This window comes from Enterobacter sp. R4-368 (assembly GCF_000410515.1).
GTDB lineage: Bacteria > Pseudomonadota > Gammaproteobacteria > Enterobacterales > Enterobacteriaceae > Kosakonia.
Map to the genome: position 1 here is coordinate 4,134,501 of NC_021500.1, position 24,477 is coordinate 4,158,977.

Annotated in this window: 21 protein-coding genes; 13 read left to right on the plus strand and 8 right to left on the minus strand. The window is 54.0% G+C overall.

Translation table 11 applies throughout. The annotated features are described in order from the left end of the window. Positions 1-60: 60 nt before the first annotated feature. The 3 genes from malZ to H650_RS19260 are packed head-to-tail and all read left to right on the plus strand — an operon-like array spanning position 61 to position 6,020. Positions 61-1,878, plus strand: a complete 1,818-nt coding sequence (gene malZ / locus H650_RS19250) for a maltodextrin glucosidase (protein ID WP_020456734.1) — start codon at positions 61-63, stop codon at positions 1,876-1,878. Positions 1,879-1,935: 57 nt separating this feature from the next. Further along, positions 1,936-4,644 carry a DUF2339 domain-containing protein gene (locus H650_RS19255; protein ID WP_020456735.1) on the plus strand — a complete coding sequence of 903 codons (2,709 nt, stop codon included), beginning with the start codon at positions 1,936-1,938 and terminating at the stop codon, positions 4,642-4,644. Then, positions 4,641-6,020, plus strand: coding sequence for a DUF3999 family protein (locus tag H650_RS19260; protein ID WP_020456736.1), 1,380 nt, complete (start codon positions 4,641-4,643; stop codon positions 6,018-6,020). Before H650_RS19255 ends, H650_RS19260 begins: the two co-directional genes overlap by 4 nt. Before the next feature lie 205 nt (positions 6,021-6,225). Here the strand turns inward: H650_RS19260 and H650_RS19265 are convergent, their stop codons facing one another. Continuing rightward, positions 6,226-6,828 carry a peroxiredoxin C gene (locus tag H650_RS19265; RefSeq protein WP_017458841.1) on the minus strand — a complete coding sequence of 201 codons (603 nt, stop codon included), beginning with the start codon at positions 6,826-6,828 and terminating at the stop codon, positions 6,226-6,228. Between the two features lie 168 nt (positions 6,829-6,996). After that, positions 6,997-7,578: an ACP phosphodiesterase gene (gene acpH / locus H650_RS19270; RefSeq protein ID WP_020456737.1), complete on the minus strand. Its 582-nt coding sequence runs from the start codon at positions 7,576-7,578 to the stop codon at positions 6,997-6,999. A 92-nt stretch (positions 7,579-7,670) separates the two neighbouring features. On the opposite strand from acpH, the gene queA reads away from it, so the two are divergent. The 8 genes from queA (at position 7,671) to H650_RS19310 (ending at position 16,824) form a co-directional block, all read left to right on the plus strand. Beyond that, positions 7,671-8,735: a tRNA preQ1(34) S-adenosylmethionine ribosyltransferase-isomerase QueA gene (queA, locus tag H650_RS19275; RefSeq protein ID WP_020456738.1), complete on the plus strand. Its 1,065-nt coding sequence runs from the start codon at positions 7,671-7,673 to the stop codon at positions 8,733-8,735. A gap of 163 nt (positions 8,736-8,898) precedes the next feature. Then, positions 8,899-10,026 (plus strand): tRNA guanosine(34) transglycosylase Tgt, encoded by a 1,128-nt coding sequence (tgt, locus tag H650_RS19280; protein ID WP_020456739.1) that lies wholly within the window; start codon positions 8,899-8,901, stop codon positions 10,024-10,026. A 21-nt stretch (positions 10,027-10,047) separates the two neighbouring features. Continuing rightward, on the plus strand, positions 10,048-10,380 hold the full coding sequence (gene yajC, locus H650_RS19285; protein ID WP_020456740.1) for a preprotein translocase subunit YajC: 333 nt from the start codon (positions 10,048-10,050) through the stop codon (positions 10,378-10,380). Positions 10,381-10,407: 27 nt separating this feature from the next. Beyond that, the gene (gene secD, locus H650_RS19290; RefSeq protein ID WP_071925261.1) at positions 10,408-12,255 is read left to right on the plus strand and encodes a protein translocase subunit SecD; all 1,848 of its coding nucleotides are present in this window, start codon (positions 10,408-10,410) and stop codon (positions 12,253-12,255) included. Between the two features lie 10 nt (positions 12,256-12,265). Beyond that, positions 12,266-13,237 (plus strand): protein translocase subunit SecF, encoded by a 972-nt coding sequence (gene secF / locus H650_RS19295; protein WP_020456742.1) that lies wholly within the window; start codon positions 12,266-12,268, stop codon positions 13,235-13,237. Positions 13,238-13,469: 232 nt separating this feature from the next. Next, positions 13,470-14,102, plus strand: coding sequence for a response regulator (locus H650_RS19300; RefSeq protein WP_020456743.1), 633 nt, complete (start codon positions 13,470-13,472; stop codon positions 14,100-14,102). Between the two features lie 16 nt (positions 14,103-14,118). Further along, positions 14,119-14,844 (plus strand): Hpt domain-containing protein, encoded by a 726-nt coding sequence (locus tag H650_RS19305; RefSeq protein ID WP_020456744.1) that lies wholly within the window; start codon positions 14,119-14,121, stop codon positions 14,842-14,844. 81 nt (positions 14,845-14,925) lie between these two features. Further along, positions 14,926-16,824 (plus strand): ATP-binding protein, encoded by a 1,899-nt coding sequence (locus H650_RS19310; RefSeq protein WP_110093648.1) that lies wholly within the window; start codon positions 14,926-14,928, stop codon positions 16,822-16,824. Positions 16,825-16,920: 96 nt separating this feature from the next. Here H650_RS19310 and H650_RS19315 read toward each other — a convergent pair whose 3' ends face one another. The 5 genes from H650_RS19315 to H650_RS19335 all read right to left on the minus strand — a co-directional run bounded on the left by H650_RS19315 (position 16,921) and on the right by H650_RS19335 (position 22,073). Continuing rightward, on the minus strand, positions 16,921-17,604 hold the full coding sequence (locus H650_RS19315) for a LuxR C-terminal-related transcriptional regulator (protein ID WP_020456746.1): 684 nt from the start codon (positions 17,602-17,604) through the stop codon (positions 16,921-16,923). Between the two features lie 280 nt (positions 17,605-17,884). Continuing rightward, positions 17,885-19,159 (minus strand): hypothetical protein, encoded by a 1,275-nt coding sequence (locus H650_RS19320; RefSeq protein ID WP_020456747.1) that lies wholly within the window; start codon positions 19,157-19,159, stop codon positions 17,885-17,887. Then, the gene (locus H650_RS19325) at positions 19,156-19,947 is read right to left on the minus strand and encodes an outer membrane lipoprotein-sorting protein (protein ID WP_020456748.1); all 792 of its coding nucleotides are present in this window, start codon (positions 19,945-19,947) and stop codon (positions 19,156-19,158) included. The genes H650_RS19320 and H650_RS19325 overlap by 4 nt, the downstream gene beginning before the upstream one ends. Positions 19,948-19,982: 35 nt before the next feature. Continuing rightward, positions 19,983-21,380, minus strand: a complete 1,398-nt coding sequence (locus H650_RS19330) for an ABC transporter permease (RefSeq protein ID WP_020456749.1) — start codon at positions 21,378-21,380, stop codon at positions 19,983-19,985. 12 nt (positions 21,381-21,392) lie between these two features. Further along, positions 21,393-22,073 (minus strand): ABC transporter ATP-binding protein, encoded by a 681-nt coding sequence (locus tag H650_RS19335; protein ID WP_020456750.1) that lies wholly within the window; start codon positions 22,071-22,073, stop codon positions 21,393-21,395. Between the two features lie 247 nt (positions 22,074-22,320). On the opposite strand from H650_RS19335, the gene H650_RS19340 reads away from it, so the two are divergent. Both H650_RS19340 and H650_RS19345 read left to right on the plus strand, forming a co-directional pair. Further along, positions 22,321-22,686, plus strand: coding sequence for a VOC family protein (locus H650_RS19340; protein WP_020456751.1), 366 nt, complete (start codon positions 22,321-22,323; stop codon positions 22,684-22,686). Positions 22,687-22,737: 51 nt separating this feature from the next. Then, positions 22,738-23,427, plus strand: a complete 690-nt coding sequence (locus tag H650_RS19345) for a helix-turn-helix transcriptional regulator (RefSeq protein ID WP_020456752.1) — start codon at positions 22,738-22,740, stop codon at positions 23,425-23,427. Positions 23,428-23,467: 40 nt separating this feature from the next. Here H650_RS19345 and H650_RS19350 read toward each other — a convergent pair whose 3' ends face one another. After that, positions 23,468-24,337: a nucleoside-specific channel-forming protein Tsx gene (locus H650_RS19350; RefSeq protein WP_020456753.1), complete on the minus strand. Its 870-nt coding sequence runs from the start codon at positions 24,335-24,337 to the stop codon at positions 23,468-23,470. Positions 24,338-24,477: the final 140 nt, after the last annotated feature.

A 24,477-nucleotide genomic window follows, 5' to 3' on the forward strand; every position in this document is an offset into this window, starting at 1 on the left:
GAGGCAGTGCGAGAATCGCTGTGGAAGAGTGGCGTCATTTTGAGCAAAGGGGATTTTTTGATGTTGAATGCATGGCATTTGCCCGTCGCGCCGTTTGTGAAACAGAACCAGGATCAATTAGTTATTAGCCTTTGGTTAACCGGTACTTCGCTGCCGGAGCGGGTGACGCTGCGGACGGAAATCGATAACGAAGAGACGCCGGTGGTGATGCATCGCGCGCGCAAACCAACAGCCGATGGTGTGACTGTCTGGCGTGCCGCGATTGATGTGACGAGCGGGCAGCCGCGCCGTCGCTACAGCTTTAAGCTGCTATGGGAAAACCGCCAGCTCTGGTTTACCCCGCAGGGCTTTAGCCACTTTCCACCCGCGCGGCTTGAGCTGTTCGCCATTGATGTGCCGGACAGCGGGCCGCAATGGGTGGCGGATCAGGTGTTCTACCAGATTTTCCCGGATCGCTTTGCCCGCAGCCTGCCGCGCGGCGAAGAGCAAGACAAAATCTATCATCACGATGCGGCCGGGCAGCCGATCGTCATGCGTGAATGGGACGATCCACTGACTGGCGAAGCGGGCGGTTCGACCTTTTATGGCGGCGATCTTGACGGCATCAGCGAGAAACTACCGTACCTGAAAAAGCTCGGCGTCACCGCGCTGTACCTTAACCCGGTATTTGTCGCCCCCAGCGTACACAAATATGACACCGAAGATTATCGCCATGTTGACCCGCAGTTTGGCGGTGATGAGGCGTTGCTGCGCCTGCGGCATAACACGCGCGAAGCAGGCATGAAGCTGATTCTGGATGGCGTCTTTAATCACACCGGTGATTCCCACGCCTGGTTCGACCGGCACAACCGCGCAACGGGCGGAGCCTGTCACAACCCGGACTCACGCTGGCGTAGCTGGTTCAGTTTTGATGAGAACGGCCACGCCCGCGACTGGCTGGGCTATGCGAGCCTGCCGAAACTCGATTACCAGTCGCCCGCGTTAGTTGATGAAATTTATCAGGGCGAAGAGAGCGTGGTGCGCCACTGGCTGAAAGCGCCGTGGCAGATGGATGGCTGGCGGCTGGATGTGGTGCATATGCTGGGCGAAGATGGCGGGGCGCGTAACAATTTGCGCCATGTCACGGGCATTACACAGGCGGCGAAAGAGACTCAGCCGCAGGCGTATGTCTTTGGCGAACATTTTGGCGATGCACGCCAGTGGTTGCAGGCAGATGCTGAAGACGCGGCAATGAACTATCGCGGTTTTACCCTGCCGGTGTGGGCTTTTCTGGCGAAGACCGATCTCTCTTATGATCCGCAAAAAATCGATGCGCAAACCTGTGCGGCATGGATGGATAACTACCGCGCCGGGTTGTCGCATCAGCAGCAATTACGCATGTTTAACCAGCTCGACAGCCACGATACGCCGCGCTTTAAAACCGTGCTCGGCAATGACATTGCGCGCTTACCGTTGGCGGTGGTCTGGCTGTTTAGCTGGCCGGGTACGCCGTGCATTTATTACGGCGACGAAGTGGGGCTGGATGGCGCTAACGATCCGTTTTGCCGCAAGCCGTTCCCGTGGGACCAAAAGCGCCAGGATGGCAAGCTGCTGGCGCTTTATCAGCGCATGGCGAAGTTGCGTTCACGTTCACAGGCGTTGCGCTACGGCGGCTGTCTGGTGATTTACGCGCACGACAATGTGCTGGTATTTTTGCGCGTTTACCGTCAGCAACGGGTTATGGTCGCCATTAACCGCGGAGAAGCCTGTGAAGTTGTGCTGGAGGATTCACCGCTGTTACGGGGGAAAAGCTGGCGGCTTCAGGAAGGTACAGGTACGCTACAGGATGATGTGCTGACGCTTTCAGCCATTAGCGCATCTGTCTGGTCCGCCGCCTGAATCGCCACGCGAAAAGGGGCGGGCATTACGTCTCCCCTTTAGCGAAGGCGATAGTACATGGATGGTCTTTTACTCTTTGGCGTGGTGGTGCTGTTTCTGGCACTGGTGGTGGTGCCCATTGTGGCTATCACCGCCTGGCGGCGCAGCATTGCCACCCAGAATGAACTGCAACAACTGCGTCAGCGGCTGAGCATACTGGAACGGCAGTTTTCGGCGACGCCGGAAAGCCGTGAATCAACGCCAGTGGCTGTGGCTGAAATTGCGCATCCCATTAAACCGGTTGAAATCCCTCAACCCGTTACGCCGGTAGAAAACCCGTGGGGGCGAAAAGTCGAACCGACCGCGCCGGCGGAAAACCCGTGGGGACGCAAAACCGAAACACCTGCGCCGGTTATGTCCGCGCCTGCTATTGACGAACCTGCCGTAACGACAAAAACACCGGAAACCGCATCGTGGGGAATGGTAACGTCGCTGGTGCGCTGGTTTATGCAGGGCAACCCGCTGGCAAAACTGGGCGTTATCCTGCTGTTTATCGGCCTCTCCTTCCTGCTGCGCTACACCGTGGAATATGCGTTGTTCCCGCTGGAACTGCGGCTGGCCGCCGTCGCGCTGGCGGCGATTGTGCTGCTCGGGCTTGGCTGGCGGCTGCGACATAAACAGACGGTCTTTGCCCTGATACTGCAAGGCGGCGCGGTTGGCGCACTCTATCTCACCGTCTTTGGCGCGTTTCGTCTGTGGCAGATGCTGCCGATGACGCTGGCCTTTGTGCTGTTAATTGTTATCTGTGCGGCGAGCGTTGGCCTGGCGGTACTGCAAAAAGCGCTGAGCCTGGCGTTGCTGGCAAGCCTTGGCGGCTATCTCGCGCCGATCCTGCTCTCTACCGGCGGCGGCAGCCATATTGCGCTCTTCTCGTTTTACCTGCTGCTGTCGGTGGGCATTCTCGCCATCAGTATCTGGCAGCACTGGCGCGAATTGAACCTGCTCGGCATGGTCTTCACTTTCGGCGTTGCCGGGCTGTGGGGAATGGATAATTATCGTCCGGAATTCTACCTCAGTTGCCAGCTGTTCCTGATGGCTAACATTCTCATCTTCGGTGTACTCAGCGTGGCGCTTTCGCTGCGCGCACAGCGCCGGGGCGAGCGCATTATTGACGGCGTTTTACTCTTTGCCCCGCCACTGGCGGGCTTTGGCATGCAGTACGCCATCACGCAACACTGGCATTATGGCCCGGCATTTAGCGCACTGGGCTTTGGTCTTTTCTACCTGGCGCTGGCGATGCTGGCGCTTAAACGCTTCCCGGCGACCGCAAAACCGCTGGTACTGGCGGCGCTGGCGCTCGGCGGCGCGTTTGCCACGCTCGCCATTCCGCTGGCGCTGTCGGCGCGCTGGACGGCGATGGCCTGGGCGCTGGAAGGGCTGGGGATTTTGTGGCTTGGCGCGCAGCAAAATCTGCGCCGCATGAGCTACAGCGGCAGCGCCTTACTGCTGCTGGCGTTGTGCAGCGCGCTGTGGGCGGCGGCGGACGGCATTAACGCCGTGTCGACGTTGCTGATCTTCGCCGTGCTCAGCGCATGCTGGCTGGCAGCCTCCTGGTTGTGGCGTGGTCTGCGGCAAGAGGGAAGCTGGCTATTGCTGGTGGGCGGCATCGTGTTTTGGGTCGTTGCCCTCGGCGGGGCGTCTCAGGCTGCGCTGCCAACCTCTGTCGACAACGGGTTTGGCGTGCTGACGTTGCTGGCGCTTTCCGTATGGTTATGGCGTGCGGGCAGCTTGCGCTGGTCGTGGCCGGAACTGGGTTACGCCCGCTGGCTGTTATGGCCGGGAATGGCAGTCATGCTGGTCTGGCAGATTATGACCCAGGGGCACCTGCTGGCAGCGGGCTGGCCGAATCTGGCCTGGTGTGTTGCGCTGCCTGCCGCGTTCCTGCTGCTTTATCGCGAGAGAGAAACGATACCCGCGCGGCTGTCGCAGGGGCTGCATATCGCGTTGTTATGGATGCTGCTACTGGCGGCAGGTACTGAGCTGTGGTGGTTCGTCGATGGGCTGGCGTGGGGGAACGAACCCTGGCAGCTCGGGCTGCCCATGGCGGCGGGTGGTGTGGTGATTGCGTTGGCACTGGCGGCTATTCGCCGTCAGTTCTGGCCGTGGCGCGTCTGGCCCGCGCTGTATGGCGCGCTGGGATTATTACCGCTGATCCCTGTGCTGCTGTGTTTGCTGGTGTATGCCAATCTGAGCGACGGGGTGGTGATGGGCATGACCTATCTGCCAATTATTAACCCGCTGGAAGAGGGCGCGGCGTTTGCACTGCTCGGCGTCTGGCTGTACAGCCGTTTTGCCGAAGCGCACTATCCGGCCATTGCACCGCAACTCTGGCGTGCGCGCCCGTGGGTGCTGGCGGCGCTTGGTTTCTGGTGGCTAAACGGGGTGTTACTGCGTCTGCTGGCTTATTACGGCGACGTGGCCTGGGAGAGTGAAAGCCTGTGGCAGTCGCGATTGATTCAGACCAGCTTTGCGCTGTTCTGGATGCTGATCGCGCTGGTGGTGATGATCCGCGCCACCCGTCAGCATACGCGCCAGCAATGGTTGTGCGGCAGTGTGTTGCTGGGCGTGGTGCTGCTCAAATTAATGCTGGTTGACAGCGCCGGCGGCGGTGGGCTTTCGCGAGCAATTGCCTTTATTGGCGTGGCGGTTCTGGTGCTGATTGTGGGGTATTTTTCACCCCTGCCGCCAAAAGCCGTGCGGGAAGAGGACAAGGGAGAAGAGCAATGAAAAAGTGGCATGGATTACTACTGGCCGCACTGGTGACAACTGCAGGCGCGGCGATAAGCAGTGAAGCTGTTCCGGATTCACCACAGGATTACGCGTTTGGCGCGACACTCGATCTACCGCAACCGGCATCCTGGTATCGCGTCAATCTGCCGCAGGATACTTACGCGCAGAGCGTCTGGCCGGATCTGCGTGATGTGCGGGTGTTTAACCACGATGGCGAGCGTGTGCCGTTTACGCTGGAAACACAGCGTGCCACCGCGCGTGCGCCAGAGCCTATTGCGCTGCGCGTGTTCCCGCTGGATACGTCGCCGGTTGACACTGGCACAGAAGGTCAAAATGTGGTGCGTTTGCACTCCTCGTCCGGCGTCGATATTCGTATTGAGGGCGAGCCCGACGAGGTGGTCGGACAGAGCTATTTGCTGGCGTTCCCGGAAAATACGCAGGAAAACTTCACTCTCGCGCAACTGAAGCTGGCCTGGTCGGAGCCCGTAAAAAACTGGCGTGGCAAAGTGACGCTCTTTTTCAGCAGCGATATGCGCAACTGGACGACATTGCAGCAAGACATACCGGTGATGGAGCTGGCGAGCGGCAGCGATCGGTTGACGCTCGATCAGATTAACCTCGACCAGCCGATGCCTGCCGATGGTGTACGTTATTTGTTGATGGTGTTTGATACTCCGAACCTGCCAGTGACGATTACGCAGGTCACCGCGCGGCCTGGTAGTGAGCCAACACCGCTGGAACAGGTGGAAATGGCAGGCCGCGAACAACGGATTTCCCCAACCGAAGCGCAGTATCAGTGGACGCAACCGCAGCCATTAAGCGCGCTATCGGTGAGGCTTGCTGAAGAGGGCGTGTTGCCGGTGGCGATTGACTGGCGTAGCAGCGCCAATGGCGAGTGGAAACCGTTAAGTAAAACGGTGCTGTGGGCGCTTAATGGGCGTGTTTCCGCGCCGCTCAGCCTGCCAGGCGATGTCGTGCAGGCGGTGCGCATCACCACGCTTGATGCCCGTTTACCCGAAGCATTGCCGCAGGTGACCGGCAGCCGCGACCGACAATCGCTGGTCTTTAATGCGCAGGGCAAGGGGCCGTTTATGCTGGCGTGGGGTAACCGTGCAGCGGCGCCTGCTGCGGTGACAATGGAAGGCCTGATCCCGGAAGCGTTGCGTAAACAGCTCGATCTTACGGCGATACCGGAAGTGCAGGTGCAGGATCGGGTGGCGCTTGGCGGCGAGGAACGGCTAACGGCGACATCACCAGCAGATCGCCAGCAGACGTGGAAAGCTTTGCTGGTGTGGGGTGTCTTACTGTTGGGGGTTGCGGTGCTGGTATGGATGGCTCTGCGTATCTGGCGTGAAGTAAAGACACGCGAATAGCGATCCGCTTGTTAAGGGGGGGGGTATTGGTTTCGCCCCTGAACGCTGTGCCGGAACTTAACAAGCAGCCGCGGCCCATAGGGCTGGTTTGCTATCCAAAGACAATAAGGCCGACCCAAACTTGTTGACGACGACGCCCACCGGGCGTTGTTTTCAGCTTTCCATAAAAAAGGCCCGCAGTGCGGGCCTTTATCAATGCAGCTAATTACAGGCTGGAGACGTTTTCGCTCAGGTATTTTGCCACGCCGTCCGGAGAGGCGTTCATCCCTTCTTTACCTTTTTCCCACTGAGCCGGGCACACTTCGCCGTGCTCTTCGTGGAACTGCAGCGCGTCAACCATGCGCAGCATTTCATCGATGTTACGGCCCAGCGGCAGGTCATTGACGACCTGGTGGCGCACGATGCCGTTTTTGTCGATCAGGAAAGAACCACGCAGGGCAACGCCCGCGTCCGGATGCTCGATACCGTAAGCCTGCTGAATTTCACGTTTGATGTCAGCGACCATCGCGTATTTCACCGCGCCGATACCGCCTTTCTCAACCGGCGTGTTACGCCATGCGTTGTGAACAAACTCGGAGTCGAAAGAGACACCGACCACTTCCACACCGCGGCTTTTGAACTCTTCGTAACGTTTGTCAAAAGCGATCAGTTCAGACGGGCAAACGAAGGTGAAGTCCATCGGCCAGAAGAACAGCACGGTCGCTTTACCGTTGGTGTGCTGTTTGAAGTTGAAGTTTTCAACAATTTCACCGCTGCCCAGAACGGCTGCGGCAGTAAAATCCGGTGCCTGACGAGTAACCAGTACCATATGTACTCCTGTGATTTACAAGGTTAATAGAACGCAACGCGGGCCAGTATAGGGAGAGGGGTAGGGTAGCTCAAAGCGCCACTGACAATCGCTGGTATAGGTTTTATCTATCGATTGCTTCTGTAATTACGCTTTCCAAAATAGCGTAATGCCCACACAGTGCAAGCGTTAAAGCTGCTGATCTTTGGCCTGCGCCATCATGCGCGGATAGAACGCCCAGAATTGCGACTCCAGTGCGGCGTAGTTGGCGTCCAGATCCTGCCAGGAGTCACGCAGTGCGTCCAGCCGCGGGCGACGGTTCGCCATGCCGTTAAGCACATTCTGGATAAAGGCCATCTCGCGGTAGCGCTCCAGCCAGCGCTCTGACCAAAGGTAATTGTTCAAATTAACAAATCGCGGCGGAGAATCAGGCAGGATCGTCGCCACCTGCGCACGGGCGTAGCGAACAAAATCCTCCAGCGGGAAATCCGACGAGATTTGCGCCCAGTGGCGGGAGAGGAAGTGATCCCACATCACATCCAGCGTGATCGGCGCAACCCGGCGGGTTTCCGGGCGGAACCACTCGCGGGCGGTTTTGACTTCCGGCAGGTTGTCGGTCATGACGTCGATACGGCGATGCATCTGGATCCCGTCAACGATCTCCATCGGGTAGAGGTCTTGTGGGTTGCCGCGAACAAAATCCGCCAGCAGGTTGCCGGGCAGGGAACTGTCGGCAAGATGGGCTAAGTGCAGGTGTGCTAAAAAATTCATGCTTATTGTTTGTCCAAAAGCGGCTAACGGTTGCAGCGAAGGGGCGTGGGCACTAGACTACCCGCCTCTTAAATATGTATCGAGTTAGTGTCATGCGCGTTGCCGATTTTTCCTTTGAATTGCCCGAATCCCTGATTGCCCACTATCCGCAGCCTGAGCGCAGCAGTTGCCGCTTACTGTCGCTGGATGGCCCGACAGGCGCGCTGACGCACGGTACTTTCACCGATTTGCTCGACAAGCTCAACCCCGGCGATCTGCTGGTGTTTAATAACACCCGCGTAATTCCTGCACGCCTGTTCGGTCGTAAAGCCAGCGGCGGCAAGATTGAGGTGCTGGTTGAGCGTATGCTCGACGATAAACGTATTCTGGCACATATTCGCGCATCTAAAGCGCCGAAACCGGGCGCGGAACTGCTGCTGGGTGATGCGGAAGATATTCAGGCGACGATGGTGGCGCGGCATGACGCGCTGTTCGAAGTCGAATTTCACGACGAACGCCCGGTGCTGGATATCCTTAACGCAATCGGCCATATGCCGCTGCCGCCCTATATTGACCGCCCGGATGAAGACGCGGACCGTGAACTCTACCAGACCGTGTACAGCGAGAAGCCTGGCGCGGTGGCCGCACCGACGGCAGGGTTGCATTTTGATGAACCACTTCTGGAACGTCTGCGTAATAAAGGCATCGAGATGGCGTTTGTGACGCTGCATGTGGGGGCGGGAACTTTTCAGCCAGTGCGCGTAGACAGCATTGAAGACCACATTATGCATTCCGAATACGCCGAAGTGCCGCAAAAGGTTGTTGACGCGGTGCTGGCGGCAAAAGCGCGCGGCAATCGGGTTGTCGCCGTGGGAACCACGTCCGTGCGTTCGCTGGAAAGCGCCGCGCAGGCAGCAAAAAAAGATCTGATCGAGCCGTTCTTCGGCGATACGCAGATTTTCATTTATCCGGGTTACCAGTACCGGGTGATTGATGCGCTGGTCACCAACTTCCACTTGCCGGAATCGACACTGATCATGCTGGTTTCCGCCTTCGCCGGGTACCAACACACCATGAATGCGTACCGCGCCGCAGTTGCAGAGAAATATCGCTTTTTTAGTTACGGGGATGCGATGTTTATCACGTACAATCCGCAAGCCATTTTAGAGCGTCCTTAACAACGCGATACGTACCGCGTGTCGCTCCGGTTGCTGCACGCTGTGCGTGCCCAATCTGGCTGCGCCAATACGCCTTGAGTGCGTATTGGTTAATTCGAAGTTGTGGAGTGATTCCGCAACGGGATAGTTATCATCAGACTGTTTCTCTGATGCTGGAGAAGAAATGAAATTTGAACTGGATACCACTGACGGACGCGCCCGCCGCGGTCGTCTGGTGTTTGATCGCGGCGTGGTTGAAACGCCCGCGTTTATGCCTGTAGGCACTTACGGCACCGTAAAAGGGATGACGCCGGAAGAAGTTGAAGCCACCGGCGCGCAGATTATCCTTGGCAACACCTTCCACCTGTGGCTGCGCCCGGGTCAGGAGATCATGAAGCTGCACGGCGATCTGCACGACTTTATGCAGTGGAAAGGCCCAATCCTTACCGATTCCGGCGGTTTCCAGGTGTTCAGCCTTGGCGACATCCGCAAGATCACCGAAGCGGGCGTGCACTTCCGTAACCCGATCAACGGCGATCCTATTTTCCTCGATCCCGAAAAATCGATGGAGATTCAGTACGATCTCGGTTCCGATATCGTGATGATCTTCGACGAATGTACGCCGTATCCGGCGGACTGGGATTACGCGAAACGCTCTATGGAGATGTCCCTGCGCTGGGCGAAACGCAGCCGTGAGCGTTTTGATGGGCTGGGTAACAAAAACGCGCTGTTCGGTATTATTCAGGGCAGCGTTTACGAAGATTTACGCGATATCTCGGTCAAAGGTCTGGTAGAGATTGGCTTTGATGGCTACGCTGTCGGCGGTCTGGCTGTGGGCGAGCCGAAAGAAGATATGCACCGTATTCTGGAGCATGTCTGCCCGCAAATCCCCGCAGACAAACCACGATACCTGATGGGCGTTGGTAAACCAGAAGATCTGGTTGAAGGCGTGCGACGCGGCATTGATATGTTTGACTGCGTGATGCCGACGCGCAACGCCCGTAACGGTCACCTGTTTGTGACCAATGGCGTGGTGAAAATCCGTAACGCGAAATATAAAAGCGATACCGGCCCGCTTGATAGCGAGTGTGATTGCTATACCTGTCGCAATTATTCTCTTGCTTACTTGCATCATCTCGACCGTTGCAACGAAATATTGGGCGCGCGTCTCAATACCATTCATAACCTGCGGTATTATCAGCGTTTAATGGCTGGTTTACGCAAGGCTATCGAAGAGGGTAAATTAGAGAGCTTCGTCGCGGATTTTTACCAGCGTCAGGGGCGGTCTGTACCACCTTTGAACGTTGATTAATTTAATAATGAGGGAATTTGAATGAGCTTTTTTATTTCTGATGCGGTAGCAGCAGCAGGCGCACCGGCAGCCCAAAGCCAGTGGACGTTGATTCCGATGCTGGTGGTGTTCGGTCTGATTTTTTACTTCATGATCCTGCGCCCGCAGCAAAAACGCACGAAAGAGCATAAAAAGCTGATGGACTCCATCGCCAAAGGTGATGAAGTGCTGACCAATGGTGGTCTGATCGGCCGCGTGACCAAAGTAGCAGACACTGGCTACATTGCTATCGCACTGAACGACACCACCGAAGTGGTAATCAAACGTGACTTCGTAGCTGCCGTTCTGCCGAAAGGCACGATGAAGGCGCTGTAATCTATTGTTTTCCGAAAGGGAACTGCCGTGTTAAACCGTTATCCTTTGTGGAAGTACATTATGCTGGTCGTCGTCATTATCGTCGGCCTGCTTTACGCACTTCCCAACCTGTATGGTGAGGATCCGGCTGTTCAGATCACTGGCGTGCGCGGTGTCGCCGCCAGTGAGCAAACGCTGATCCAGGTCCAGAACGATCTACAAAAAGAAAAAATCAACGCGAAGTCTGTGGCACTGGAAGAGGGCGCGATTCTTGCTCGCTTCGATTCTACTGATACGCAGCTGCGCGCCCGTGAAGTGCTGGTCAGCGCATTAGGCGATCAGTATGTTGTCGCGCTTAACCTTGCTCCGGCAACACCACGCTGGTTGACCGCCATTAAAGCCGAACCGATGAAACTCGGTCTCGATCTGCGCGGCGGTGTGCACTTCCTGATGGAAGTGGATATGCAAACAGCGCTCAGTAAACTGCAGGAACAAAACATGGACAGCCTGCGCAGCGATCTGCGCGACAAAGGCATTCCTTACACCACCGTGCGTAAGGAAGATAACTATGGCCTGAGCATTCAGTTCCGCGACAGCGCGGCGCGCGATCAGGCGAATGCTTACCTGACAGCCCGCCACCGCGATCTCGTTATCTCCAATCAGGGCGACAACGTACTGCGCGCCGTGATGAGCGATGCTCGTCTGAGCGAAGCCCGCGAATATGCCGTTCAGCAGAACATCAATATTCTGCGTAACCGTGTAAACCAACTGGGCGTGGCTGAGCCACTGGTACAGCGCCAGGGCGCTGACCGTATCGTGGTTGAGCTGCCGGGGATTCAGGATACCGCGCGTGCGAAAGAGATTCTGGGTGCTACTGCGACGCTGGAATTCCGCCTCGTTAACAGCAGTGTGGATGCTTCCGCCGCCGCCGCTGGCCGTGTACCGGGTGACTCCGAAGTGAAACAGACGCGCGAAGGTCAGCCCGTTGTGCTGTACAAACGCGTGATCCTGACCGGTGACCATATCACCGACTCCACGTCCAGCCAGGATGAGTACAACCAACCGCAGGTTAACATTTCACTGGATAGCGCGGGTGGCAACATCATGTCTAACTTCACTAAGGACAATATCGGTAAACCGATGGCGACCTTGTTTGTGGAGTACAAAGACAGCGGTAAAAAAGATGCCAACGGACGTGCGGTGCTGGTGAAACAGGAAGAGGTGATTAACATCGCCAATATCCAGTCTCGCCTTGGCAACAGCTTCCGTATTACCGGTATCAGCAACCCGAACGAAGCGCGTCAGCTCTCCCTGCTGCTGCGTGCCGGTGCGCTGATTGCGCCGATTCAGATTGTTGAAGAACGCACCATTGGCCCAACGCTTGGTTCGCAGAACATCACGCAGGGTCTGGAAGCGTGCCTGGCAGGTCTGGTGGTTTCCATCATCTTTATGATCTTCTTCTATAAGAAGTTTGGTCTGATCGCCACGTCCGCGCTGATTGCCAACCTGGTGTTAATTGTCGGCATTATGTCGCTGTTGCCTGGCGCAACGCTGACGATGCCGGGGATTGCGGGTATCGTGTTAACCCTTGCGGTGGCGGTGGATGCTAACGTCTTGATAAACGAACGTATTAAAGAAGAGCTGAGCAATGGCCGTTCGGTGCAGCAGGCGATTCATGAAGGTTATCAGGGCGCGTTTTCATCCATTTTCGATGCGAACGTCACCACGTTGATCAAAGTGCTTATCCTTTACGCGGTAGGTACTGGTTCAATTAAAGGGTTTGCGATCACTACCGGTATCGGTGTGGCGACCTCAATGTTCACCGCTATTGTCGGTACCCGTGCCATCGTCAACCTGTTGTACGGCGGCAAACGCATTAACAAGCTGTCTATCTGAGGAGTGCGTTGTGGCACAGGATTATACTGTTGAACAATTGAACCACGGCCGTAAAGTCTGGGACTTTATGCGCTGGGACAACTGGGCTTTTATCATTTCCGGCGCGCTGCTGATCCTCTCCATCGTTGTGATGGGCGTTCGCGGCTTTAACTGGGGCCTGGATTTTACCGGTGGTACGGTTATCGAAATCTCGCTGGAAAAACCAGCGGATATGGATTTGATGCGTGACGCGCTGGAGAAAGCGGGCTTCCAGGAGCCGCTGCTGCAAAACTTCGGTAGCAGCCGCGACATCATGGTACGTATGCCGCCTGCTCAGGGCGAAACCGGTGGCCAGGTGCTGGGAAGTAAAGTCGTTAGCGTGATTAACGAAGCGACCAGCCAGAATGCTGCTGTAAAACGTATTGAGTTTGTCGGTCCGAGCGTGGGCGCAGATCTGGCGCAGACCGGTGGGATGGCGCTGCTGGTCGCGTTGATCAGTATTCTGGTTTATGTCGGTTTCCGCTTTGAGTGGCGTCTGGCGGCGGGCGTGGTTATCGCGCTGGCGCACGACGTTATTATCACGATGGGCGTACTCTCGCTGTTCCAGATTGAGATTGACCTGACCATCGTGGCGTCGCTGATGTCGGTAATTGGTTACTCGCTTAACGACAGCATCGTGGTATCTGACCGTATTCGTGAGAACTTCCGCAAGATCCGCCGCGGTACGCCATACGAGATCTTTAACATCTCTCTGACGCAAACATTGCACCGTACGTTGATCACGTCCGGTACGACGTTAGTCGTGATTTTGATGCTTTATCTCTTTGGCGGCGCAATGCTGAAGGGCTTCTCACTGACCATGCTTATCGGTGTTTCCATCGGTACGGCTTCGTCTATCTATGTCGCGTCTGCTCTGGCGCTGAAAATGGGGATGAAGCGCGAGCATTTACTGCAGCAGAAAGTGGAAAAAGAAGGGGCGGATCAGCCGTCTATTCTGCCGTAAACATTCGTTGCACAGAACAAACCGCAGCCATGTGCTGCGGTTTTTTTATCTGTAGTATTTTTTCTATTTATAATAAAAGAGTGTTTATTTATTAAAGATATTAATCTGCTTTTTTTATTTTTATAAAATGTGAGCGCCTTTCCTTTATTCAATATTCATTCTGCATTGCCATTTTTTTTTGTTAAAGTGCGAGAACTCGTAATGCTATGGCTGTGACCAGAGATTTGTAAGCGTGTTGAAAACTAAAAAAGTGTTGATTGCTGATGATCATCCTATTTATTTAATGGGGATGAGAACGTTGCTCGCACCACTTTCCGCGCAATACCTCATCATTGATGAAGCCAGGACCGCCGATGAAGTTGTGGCAAAGCTGGAGCAACACGCAACCGATATTCTGATAACCGATCTCAGCATGCCCGGAGAACGATACAACGATGGTCTGGCGCTCATTCAATTATTAAAAAGACGCTGGCCAGATTTGCTGATAATTGTCGTTTCGATGATCAATAACCCCGGAATTCAGCACTCGTTACTCCGTCTCGGAGTGCACAGGGTATTAAATAAAGCCAGTTTGTCGACAAAGCTATTACAGACATTGCAAGCGCTCACCTCGCCTGCTATTTCCCCAAAAACGAATACGCCGCAAGTGGACGCTGTAGCGCAACTTGAGGTGAAGCTAACGCCAAAAGAGAATGAGGTGCTGCGCCTGTTACTGCGCGGTATGACAGTGAACGATATCAGTACCCGGCTTAACAGGACGAAACAAACCGTCAGCGCACAGAAAAAAAGTGCCATGCGTAAGCTGGGTGTCACCTCCGAGTACGAACTCTATCAATACTTACAGCAAATTGGATTAACAAGTTAAAGACACGGAGTTTGTTATGCATGGAATGCAGGCACTACTTGCGACGTACAGTGCTGAACAGCAGCGCACTCTCGCCCAACAGCTGCGTTTTTGCAGTGATTTAAATATCGCTACTGTGAATATAAGCGATGCGCATGATGCGCTTTCCCGTCACGTCTGGCACGCGCTACTGGTCGATTTAAGCGAGAATGCAAATTCAGGTGTTGCGTTAGTTGAGAAGCTACTCGCAGCGGAACTGGCAGGAGAATTAACGCTACCTCCGTTATTACTGGCCTGCACAGACGATGAACAGGCAGAAACAGAATCAATGCTGCGTCTGAAAGGTTTCGATCATATTTTGTATTTTCCTTTATCTGAAGCGCGCTTACGCTGCGCATCTCAATCGAGGGATATGGCACAACCGGAACTGCATGAATTACATAAGCTGGCGAATCATCAGCAGCCAGTCATTGATGCAATGCTCCCTAAACTTTTGCAAGCGTTGGCCAGTGATATTCAACAACTCGAAATCATCGCGCGGGCTGGAACACTTCTTCAGATCGCCAGGCTTGCCCACCGAATGAAATCTTCCTGGTATCTTTTGGGAATGCGCCGGGCGATACGCTGCTGCATTGTGATGGAACAATTGCCGAAGTTGATTAATGAGGGAGTTATAAATCAAGGGAGTATTTCTAAAATGCGTCAGCGTTTTATTTCGCTCATGTTTAAAGATTATAAGCAACTGGTTTTATTATTTGGTTGATTTACTGTGAGTATGCTCGCGTCGAATTATTAATAGGTTTTACATATTGCATCGACCAGCAATTGCAAACGGGAAAAGCGAATGTCTTCTTTTATTTTTCACCGTATTAAGTGGTGCATCTTTTTATTATCGCTCCTCTTTACTTGCTGCCTCGTAGTTAATGCTCGTCCGACAAATATCGCTTTTTATACAGCCGATATTTCCGGCAGCATAGCGGCAGAAAAGCAAATAGCTCAAGCAACGTCTCCTGTCGGGTCGGCAGTCGTGAACACGTTTCCGGTGAATAATGCTGGGTTTGCTGCGCAAAAGAGCGTGTTCTGGCAGGGCGGGCGTCGTCATATCAAGGTCATTAGCCTGATGATGTTGGCGATTGTTGTCATCTCGATGCTGTGGATTATTTCGCTCAGACGCCAGGTCAACCAGCGCATACGTATGCAGCAGCGGCTTAAAGAGCAACTCTCCTGCATGAGCAATATGATGTTTTCCGTCCCCTGGCCGGTTGCGGTGCGTAATCTACGCGGGGAGCTTGTCAGTTGTAATAGCCGCTATCTGGAAGAGATGAACGTCACGCGCGAAGAGGTGTATGGGAAAACCGTCGATGTTTTGCCTTTGCCGGATTTCATGATCCGCGAGTTTCACCGGGACTATCAACGGGTGATTACCACAGATGTCCCGCACATGCGTGACAGATTGCTGATGTTTAACCACTCTGCGCAATCACGCACTGTTTTTTACTGGATTATTCCTTTTCACGGGAGCGATGGCAGAAACAATGGTGTTTTAAGTGGCTGGATAGACATGACCGAGCGGCAGGAATTTATTCAGCAATTGAATGAAGCGAGGGATGAAGCCGTAGCGGCAAACCGGGCGAAGACGAATTTTCTCTCGGTGATGAGTCATGAAATTCGCACGCCGTTAAACGCAATCCTGGGCATTCTGGAACTGCAAATTAAACAGAATGTGCTGGCGCAACAGTCACAGCCCATGCTGGAAGTTGCGCACGATGCCGCAAAAAATTTACTCGCTGTCGTGGGGGATATCCTGGATATTTCACGGATTGAATCGGGCCGTATGGCAATAGCGCCGCGAAAAGAGGAGCTGATTGCGTTGACACGCTCGGTGGCGCTGTTATTCAAAGAGGCGACCGATCAAAAACAGCTAACTATTAATATGCACGTCGAAGGTGGCGATCGATGTCTGCTAAAAATTGACCCTCATCGTTATAAACAGATCCTTTCTAACTTGCTAAGTAATGCGGTTAAATTTACTCGCAAAGGTTCAATAGAGGTCATTCTAAAACATGAACCGGCTGTTGAGGGGATGATTGCGGTTTCGCTGACCGTTAAAGACACCGGCATTGGGATTACGCCCGAAGACCAAAAAAGGCTTTTTAAACCCTTCACCCAGTTGGGTTCCGATAAAGACGCCTCGCGGCTCGGCTCAGGGCTGGGGCTGTTTATCTGCCGTACCCTGTGTGAACTGATGAAAGGCGAATTAACGCTGGAAAGTACTCCTGGCGTAGGTACTGCGGTCCATGTGCGCTTGCGCCTGCCTGCTGTGGCGATAAATCCCGCTGAGCTCGTGTCGATTGCGCCAGTAAGGCGCTCATCTTCTGGCGTTAAACGGGTACTCATTGTTGATGATTATCCGCCGAACCTTATGTTGTTGCGTCATCAACTCGAATTTCTCGGTCATCAGGTCAGCGAAGCAACGAATGGAGAAGAAGCGCTAACCCTTTGGCTGATGACCCGCAATTACGATTACATACTGATTGATTGCAACATGCCGGTGATGGATGGTTTCACGCTTGCAAAGCTGATACGTGCGGAAGAGCTGCGCTCCGCAGAGACGCGTGCAACCCTGTTGGGGTTTACCGCCATTGCGCAAGCCGAGGTTGTTGAACAGTGCATCGCGGCAGGAATGGATGGCTGTTTGTTCAAGCCTTGCAGTCAGGAAGTTATCAATAAATGGATTAAATAACCGGTGATAATTTTAAAGTTCTACATAAAGGCCTGAGTGGGAAAATACAGAGGCCTTTTCATTTACCGGGTAATAGATTAAATGCGGGACAGCGTTTTACATGGCGATATCAAACATCCGCGTCTGAAATAATAAACAGTAAAGCTGGCAATCCGTTCGCACATTTAGTTTTCCCATGGCGCGGAGTTTATGTGCGCTGACTGTTTTAATACTGATATTCATGCGTTTGGAAATCGTTGTTAACGAAAGCCCGCGGCATAGTAAGCGTAAAACCTCACTTTCGCGCGTTGATAATTCCTGCGGTGCCAGCGCATCGCGGCGGAAAAGTGAATCCATTAGCCCTCGTTCAATATAGACTTCGTCCATCAGCACGGTAGTAATGGCACGCCAGAGCGTTCGTTCGCTGGTGTTACGGCTGATATAGCCTTTGGCACCCGCCTCCAGCGCAATACGAATAAGATTCGTATTGTTATAAGGAGATAAAACGATAGTTTTTGTATTGGGATAACGGCTTGAAATCCATTTCACCAGCGCAACGCCATCGAGCTCCGACACAGGGTTACCGGTTTTAATGGTGTGCAGGCCATAACCCAGAAAGAGAAGATCCACTTTTTTACTGGCGAGAATATCAAGAAGCTCTGTTTGCTCATTGGTATCACCGATAACGTCGATATCAAGTTTATCGGTATTAAGATTGCTGTTTTTTAGTGAGTTAATCATCGAGGTCATTCCCCGACGTATAATTGCATGCTCATCCACAATTAAAATATTAATGGACATAGATTAACCTCCTAAACCTGCCTGAGGAATGTAAGCGGGATAGAGAAGATACGATGTTCTATTCCTGTTTTCTATCTGACCAGTAAGAAAAATGACCATTATATTTAAGCCTGGTTTGTAAGGTGTGATAAATAAACCGTCAACGTTATTTTCAGGGCTGCTCGTTATATTCCTGAAATGGATAGATTCCCATTCAACAATTGTTGAGGTGATGAGTCAGGTTATTCGTATTGTCATTGCGGGTGGGGGATTGATGACGCCCCCGGCAATATCACGCAGTTTAAAAATAGTAATCCACGGAGAGTTGCCAGCGCCTGTCTGGCTGCACGCTATAAGTCTTTTTCACCTCAGCGCGGTAGATTTTTTGCCACTGAAGGGCGATATCCACCGAATTCAGGTGACGCCTTAGCTCCACAAATCCCATATTTTTCTGGCGCTGCAAATCCCGCTGCCAAATCAGATTGAAATCATACTGGTCGGCGATGTCTTTCCAGTATGCCTGAAATAGTGCACCACGGCGTGGTGTCAGCCCGTCTTGTGCTAGCTGCGCTGTGCTGTCTGCGGGAGCGGCGGCAATCTGCGCGGCAATATAAGGGGGCGCGGCACGAAGTGCGGAGATGGCCTTTTTGCTGTCGGCACTGCCGTTATAGTGGCCCTCCAGGCGCAGAGTTAGATGGTTCTCGCCAGTCCAGGTTAAACCAACGGCTGCACGGTTACGCCACGCCGTATCCCACTGGCTTTCGGGCAGCGCTTCCTGCCAGTTGAAGGGCTGGCGTCCTCCCGCCCATTCAGCATAGACCAGCGCGGAGCGCGACAGCACCCGCGAAAGATTTACGCCCAACTGTGCAGAGCGGTGTTCTTCCTGCAGCAGCAACAATTGCGGATTAAGGTTTTCGGCAAAGCGATAGCTTCCCGCCAGCAAGACGCGTTCCCGGGGATTACTGGCATTCCAGTCCAGGCTGGCGCTGTTCTGCCGCCGGCTGGCACTGATTTTTGGCGACCAGATCACCGTTGCAGCCGCCTTGTCCCAAAACTTTTGCAAACGGATCATCGCATTGCCCAGACGGTTACTGCGCAACGACTCCGGATCGGCCGAAATGGCTGAACGCACCGTACCACGACCAAGAAAGTCGGTAGGGTTATAGCCCAGCGCAACGCCATAACGGGTGTTAATGCGCCCGACATCGATGGAAGCCTGAGAGGTCAGCGTATGGCTAAGCCAGGCTTCACGCAACGTATTGATATTGCGGTTTTGGCGCAGATGACTGGAGAAACGGCTGTCGAAGCGGTTCGAAAGTACAACCCGCCAGTTGCGTAACAGGTTTTTGTCCCAACGCATATCCAGTGACACGCGTTGTTCTTTGGCGCTGTTTTCATTCAGGCTACCGGCAATTTCGAGTAGTGCACTCAGCGCCTTGTTTTCCACGGCGGTAAACTCGGTTTTATCCGCCAGTTCAAGCGCCGCCATGGTGCTGTCCTGCTGTGCGCTGGCAGAGGCGTTGCACAGCGCGCCGAGTGCGATGAACCAGCTTAAGTGCGCGCGCGTTGCCTTCATTGATCTGTATCCTTAAAGTGCGCCAGATAATCGCGTTGTAGCCACGCTTCCGGAACATCCCGCCAGGCAAAATTCTGCTGGCGCAGAACAGTAACAAGCTGGGCGTTGACGCCATCTATGATCACCGCCTCGGTGGGACGCACACCGCCCAGCGCGGGTTCGTAGCGACGATACCAGGTCGTTTTCAGCAGGTTGCCATTAACGGCGTAAAACTCCGCTTTACGGCTTTTGAAATCGTTTTTATCGACCCAAAGATCCATCGAAGGGTACGGCGCGTCCGGATTGGTTGCGACCAAATGCAAGTGGTAGCAGTCGCGCATTTGCTTTTCACCATCCATGATCTGCTCTTCCGCCAGCAGGCTTGCCTTGTAATCTTCAGCCCAGTTTGCTGTTACGACATCGCCGTTAGACGCTTGCCCCAACAGGCGCTGTTGCGGGGAAATTGGCACGCTCGCCTGGCTTGCCGGGTCATAAAGCCAGAGATCGCGACCGCTTTTCAGGGTCAATTTACCCGCATCGCGTTGCGGGCTGATAAAGCGCAGCAGGCTGCGGAATTGGCCGCCATTCGGCGATGCGCGCGAGTAAAGTACCAGTTTGCTGGTGTCGTTCTGCTTGCCGTTTTTATAGCTAATGAGCGTTGTGACCAGGCTAAAGGAGCGATCCGGGTTACGCACCTCGTCGCTTTTTTTCAGGATTTGTTGCGCATCAAGCGCGGCACTTGCTGGCATAGCGGCCAACAGGAGCCACACCAGGCACAATGGTGCCAGTGGTTTCTTTTGCAATTGCATGACGTTCTTCCTTGTTAATAGATGAAGGGCAGGAGTCAGATATGGCGCAGCGCCTCGACGATCGAGACATTCGCCGCGCGGCGTGCAGGCCACCACGATGAGATCACGGTTATTAGCAACAACACACCGACCACACTGCTAATCATTGCCCACTCTCCCCACACGCTGATATGGATCCTGATTGGCACTGTCACGCCGGGAGGCTGCCAGGTAAGCCCGGCGTGATTAATCAGAAACGCCAGCAATAAAGAGACGATGACCCCGATAATCGAGCCAAACATCCCCAGGAGCGAGCCTTCGCTGAGGAACAGGCGCTGGATATCACGCCGTTTCTGCCCGACAGCACGCAGCGTACCAATCTCCACCGTGCGCTCCATTACCGCCATTCCCATGGTGTTAGTTACGGTAAATAATGCGATGGCGAGGATAAGAACCAGCATGAAATTGAGCATATTGGCGAACATTTTCAGCACCTGGTTATACAACGGCTGTAGCTCGGTGAAGTCGTATACTGCCAGTGGGTAATCCGCGAGTTCGCTGGTAAAAAGCTGCTGGAGACGCGCTCGCGCTGCCGCCAGTTGCGAGGTGCTGTGCAGTTGCAGGATGATTGCCGTCACGCCTGGCGTCTCCTGACCAAACAGCAGTTGTTGCGCCTGGTGCAGGTGGATGCCGACGAAGCTATCATCCAGCTCGCGAGCGGGTTGCGGCTGAATCCCTTCCACTTTAACGCGCACAATATTTGGCGCACCGTTACCGGAAGCCGCCAGCAGTTCGATGTAATTATCACTGTCCGCAGCGTGTGCCTGCCGCGCTTGTTGTGACAGTTGCAAAAGATCGCTTGGGAGATCGGCGGCGTGGTTCTCTTTGGCTGGTGGAGCACTGCAAGGCTGGTTTCTGGCGAGGTTGCACAGTTGCAGCAAACGCGCCAGACCGCCGCCAATAAATGCCGAATCCGCTGCGGCACCAGAGTATATCTGGCGGTTTTGCAGGAAATCCCCGAGGTGGTATTCGTCCCATTTGTTCAGTTGTACTTTTCCTGCGGCTTCACTGCCGTAAATAAGTGCCGGACGTGACGTCCCGACCGCGTAATGCCCGGCGATGCCTGTCAGCATGAGCACTGGTGTGCTGACGGTGAGCATTGGTTGCAGTACCGGATCGTGGGCAATGATATCCATCACTTTCTGGTAATGGCGGATGCTGTATTGCGCCGGGTTTCCCGTACCGTGCAGTAAATAATCCCGATGCTGGATTTGCAGATGACCGGTGCTACGCACAAAAGTCGTTTGCAAACTGTATTTGATCGAGTGGTTATAACCGCCAAACAGCAGAATACCGACGGCGCCCACCACGATGGCGCAAAGCGTTGATAAGGTACGGCGACGGTTACGCAGAAGGTTGCGCAGCGCGTGTTTCAGCGTTTTTAGTTTCAGCATGTTCTCTCCTTATCAAGCCCCCGGGCCGTTCACACTGCCATCGTGGACGACATACAGGTCATCGGCCTCGGCAATCACCTGCGGATCGTGGGAAGAGAACACCACCGTGACGGCATGCTCCTGCTGCAAACGCCGTAACAGCTGTAAAATGGATTTGCCGGTTTTGCTGTCAAGATTCGCCGTGGGTTCGTCGGCCACCACCAGCACCGGGCGGTGAATAAGTGCCCGGGCGATGGCGACGCGCTGGCGCTGCCCGCCAGAGAGCTGGTTCGGCAATGAATCGGCTTTATCGCCAAGGCCGACGCTCTCGAGCATGTCGTTGACCGCCTGTTTGCGCCAGGCCGCCGTTCGATGCTGTGCGAGAAGTGGAATTTCGACATTTTCACGTGCGGTCAGCACCGGGATAAGATTGAAGTTCTGAAAGATAAATCCAAGGTTACGGGCGCGAAAAGCGCTGCACTGGTCATCATTGAGGCTGTTCATTTCGCGATCGGCAATCACCAGACGGCCACTGTCGGGCGTATCGATGCCGCCGATTAAGTTCAGTAGTGTCGTTTTGCCACTGCCGGACTGACCGGATAATACGGTAAACCGTTTTGCTGCAATGTTGAGCGTCACCTCTTTTAATGCATCAACACGAACCTGTCCTAACAAATAACTTTTACTGACGGCCTGCATTTCAACTGCCCACATCGTTCCCTGTTCCTTAGCGTGTAATTCCTGTTTGGGTCGGCTACCCATTACGGCAGGGGGCGGAGTTTATAGATATCATTTGGCTTTGAATATATAGCCTGCTCATTAATGCTTTGATTAATTATATTTTTCGGATAATTATCGCGGCGGAACGGAAAATAGTAAGACGATCCCTACTGACAATATGCTGTCAGTAGCCCTCTGGCAGACTCGCTGTGTTGATTTTTTTAACGCAGAGGAACAGAGCATGAACACATTAGTGAATTGGTTTGAATTGCCGGTACAGCAACTGGATCGTGCGGTAGCGTTTTATGAGCATGTATTGGGCGGTCAGTTTCGCCATGAGAGCGTAGCCGGTATCGAAATGGCGGTATTTCCCCATGTCAAACCCGCCACCGGCGGTGCGCTGGTAAAAGGGCCAATGTTCCAGCCGGTAAGCGGTGGTACAGTGGTTTATCTGGCGACGGCAAACCTTGCGGCTGCGCTGGAGCGCGTGCGTGAAAAGGGCGGTGAATGCTGTTTTGGCCCGGAAGTATTGCCGCAGGGCATTGGTACTATTGCCCTGATTATTGACAGTGAGGGTAACCGGGTTGGACTGCATCAACCTGCATGAACCACTGATGCCCGCGCTGAAAGCGCGGGCTTTTCCTCAACCGGATAAGTTATGAGCCGCCGTGCTGATCGATTGTTTCAGATAGTTCAGGTTTTGCGTACCCGGCGTCGCGTGACCGCGGCGCTCCTGGCCGAGCGGCTGGAGGTTTCTGAACGCACCATCTACCGCGACATTCGCGATTTGTCGCTCTCCGGCGTACCGATTCAGGGCGAAGCGGGTAGTGGCTACCGTTTGCTGCCCGGTTTCGATTTGCCGCCGTTAATGTTTACCGGTCTGGAAGTTGAAGCATTAATTGCCGCTATCGGTATGTTACAAACCTGGAGCGGCGATACGCTGGCACAGGCTGCCGGTTCGGCGCAGGAAAAACTTTTGGCAGTGCTACCCTACGACAAGCGCATTACGGCTGAACGCAACCGCATCGTTTCACCCAATTTTGATAAATACCCGCAGGTACGCGTCTGGTTTGATGTGATGCACCAGGCGATGCGGCTGCGTCAGGAGCTGCATCTGCATTATGAAGACGATAAAGGAAAAGCCTCGGAGCGGGTGATCCATCCGTTAGGGTTGTCGTTTATGGGAAGCGTGTGGGTACTGGTGTCGTGGTGTACGTTACGTGATGACTATCGTTGTTTTCGTCTCGATCGCTGCACGTCGGTCGCTTTTACAGGCAAGACATTTACGGAACGCGCGGACAGATCGATGCAGGATTTCGTTAACCTGCAGAAAGCGCGCTTTCAATAAAAAAGCCGACCATCGGTCGGCTTTTTGCAATGCAGTGGGATTAGAAGTTGTAACCAACAACCAGGTAACCACCCCAACCGGTAGAACGCACATAGCTATCGCCCAGGGCTGCATCATCTTTGAACTGACCGCCATTGTGCCAGTAACGCGCAACCACAGAGTAGTGCCAGTGATCATAGCCCAGGGAGAGGATATGGCTGGAGGCAATCGAGTTGTTGGTGCGGAACTGTTCGCCGTTAACATAGTAGCGGCTGTCACCCAGTTTTGAGCCCCAGTCAAAGTTGGTAAAACCGATATAGCTCAGTTGGCCGCCCCACAGGCTGGTGATCGGCACGAAATATTTCACTTTGAAACGGTAACCGTCCCACTCGTTCTGGTTTGGCGCATCGTAGTTCTGCCACTGGTATTTCGCATAGACGTTCAGGGAGAGGCTCATCGGCAGACCGGTGTCGATGTCGGTACCCAGGCCCATGTACCAGGTGCTCTGGCGACCGGAGGCGTTGCGACCCATGTCGTAAATGTAGTTGTTGGCGAAGTACCACTCTTTGAACGGACCGAAACTCAGGTCGCTTCCAGTCAGCTTATCAATAGAGAAACGCGGCTCGATTTCCATAAACAGCGGCGAACCGTGGTTCCAGATCCCCTTCGCACCGGTGTTACCACCGAAGAAGACCGGCGCATCCAGGTAGCCGTAGAAATCAAACCAATCTTTCTTGGCGAACGCTTCATATTCCAGATAAGTATCGTTACGTGGAACAGGTCCGAAACGGGTGTGGTAGCTGCCCACCACGTTTACGCTCTGGTGCCACCAGTCGGAAATGTATTCAGGTTTGCTGTTTTCCGCTGCGTTAGCAGTAAAAGAAGCGGAAAGCGCCAGAGCAGCACCGGCTGCGAGAATTGTTTTTTTCATCATTACGCCACTGATTGAGATCCCAGACGGGAGTGAAAGAAAGCACGCATGGAGTTTCTAAATGTTTCATATTTCTGCGCGCCTATTATAAGTATCCGCGTTCACAAAAATATGTGTTGTTTCACATTATTGACACACGC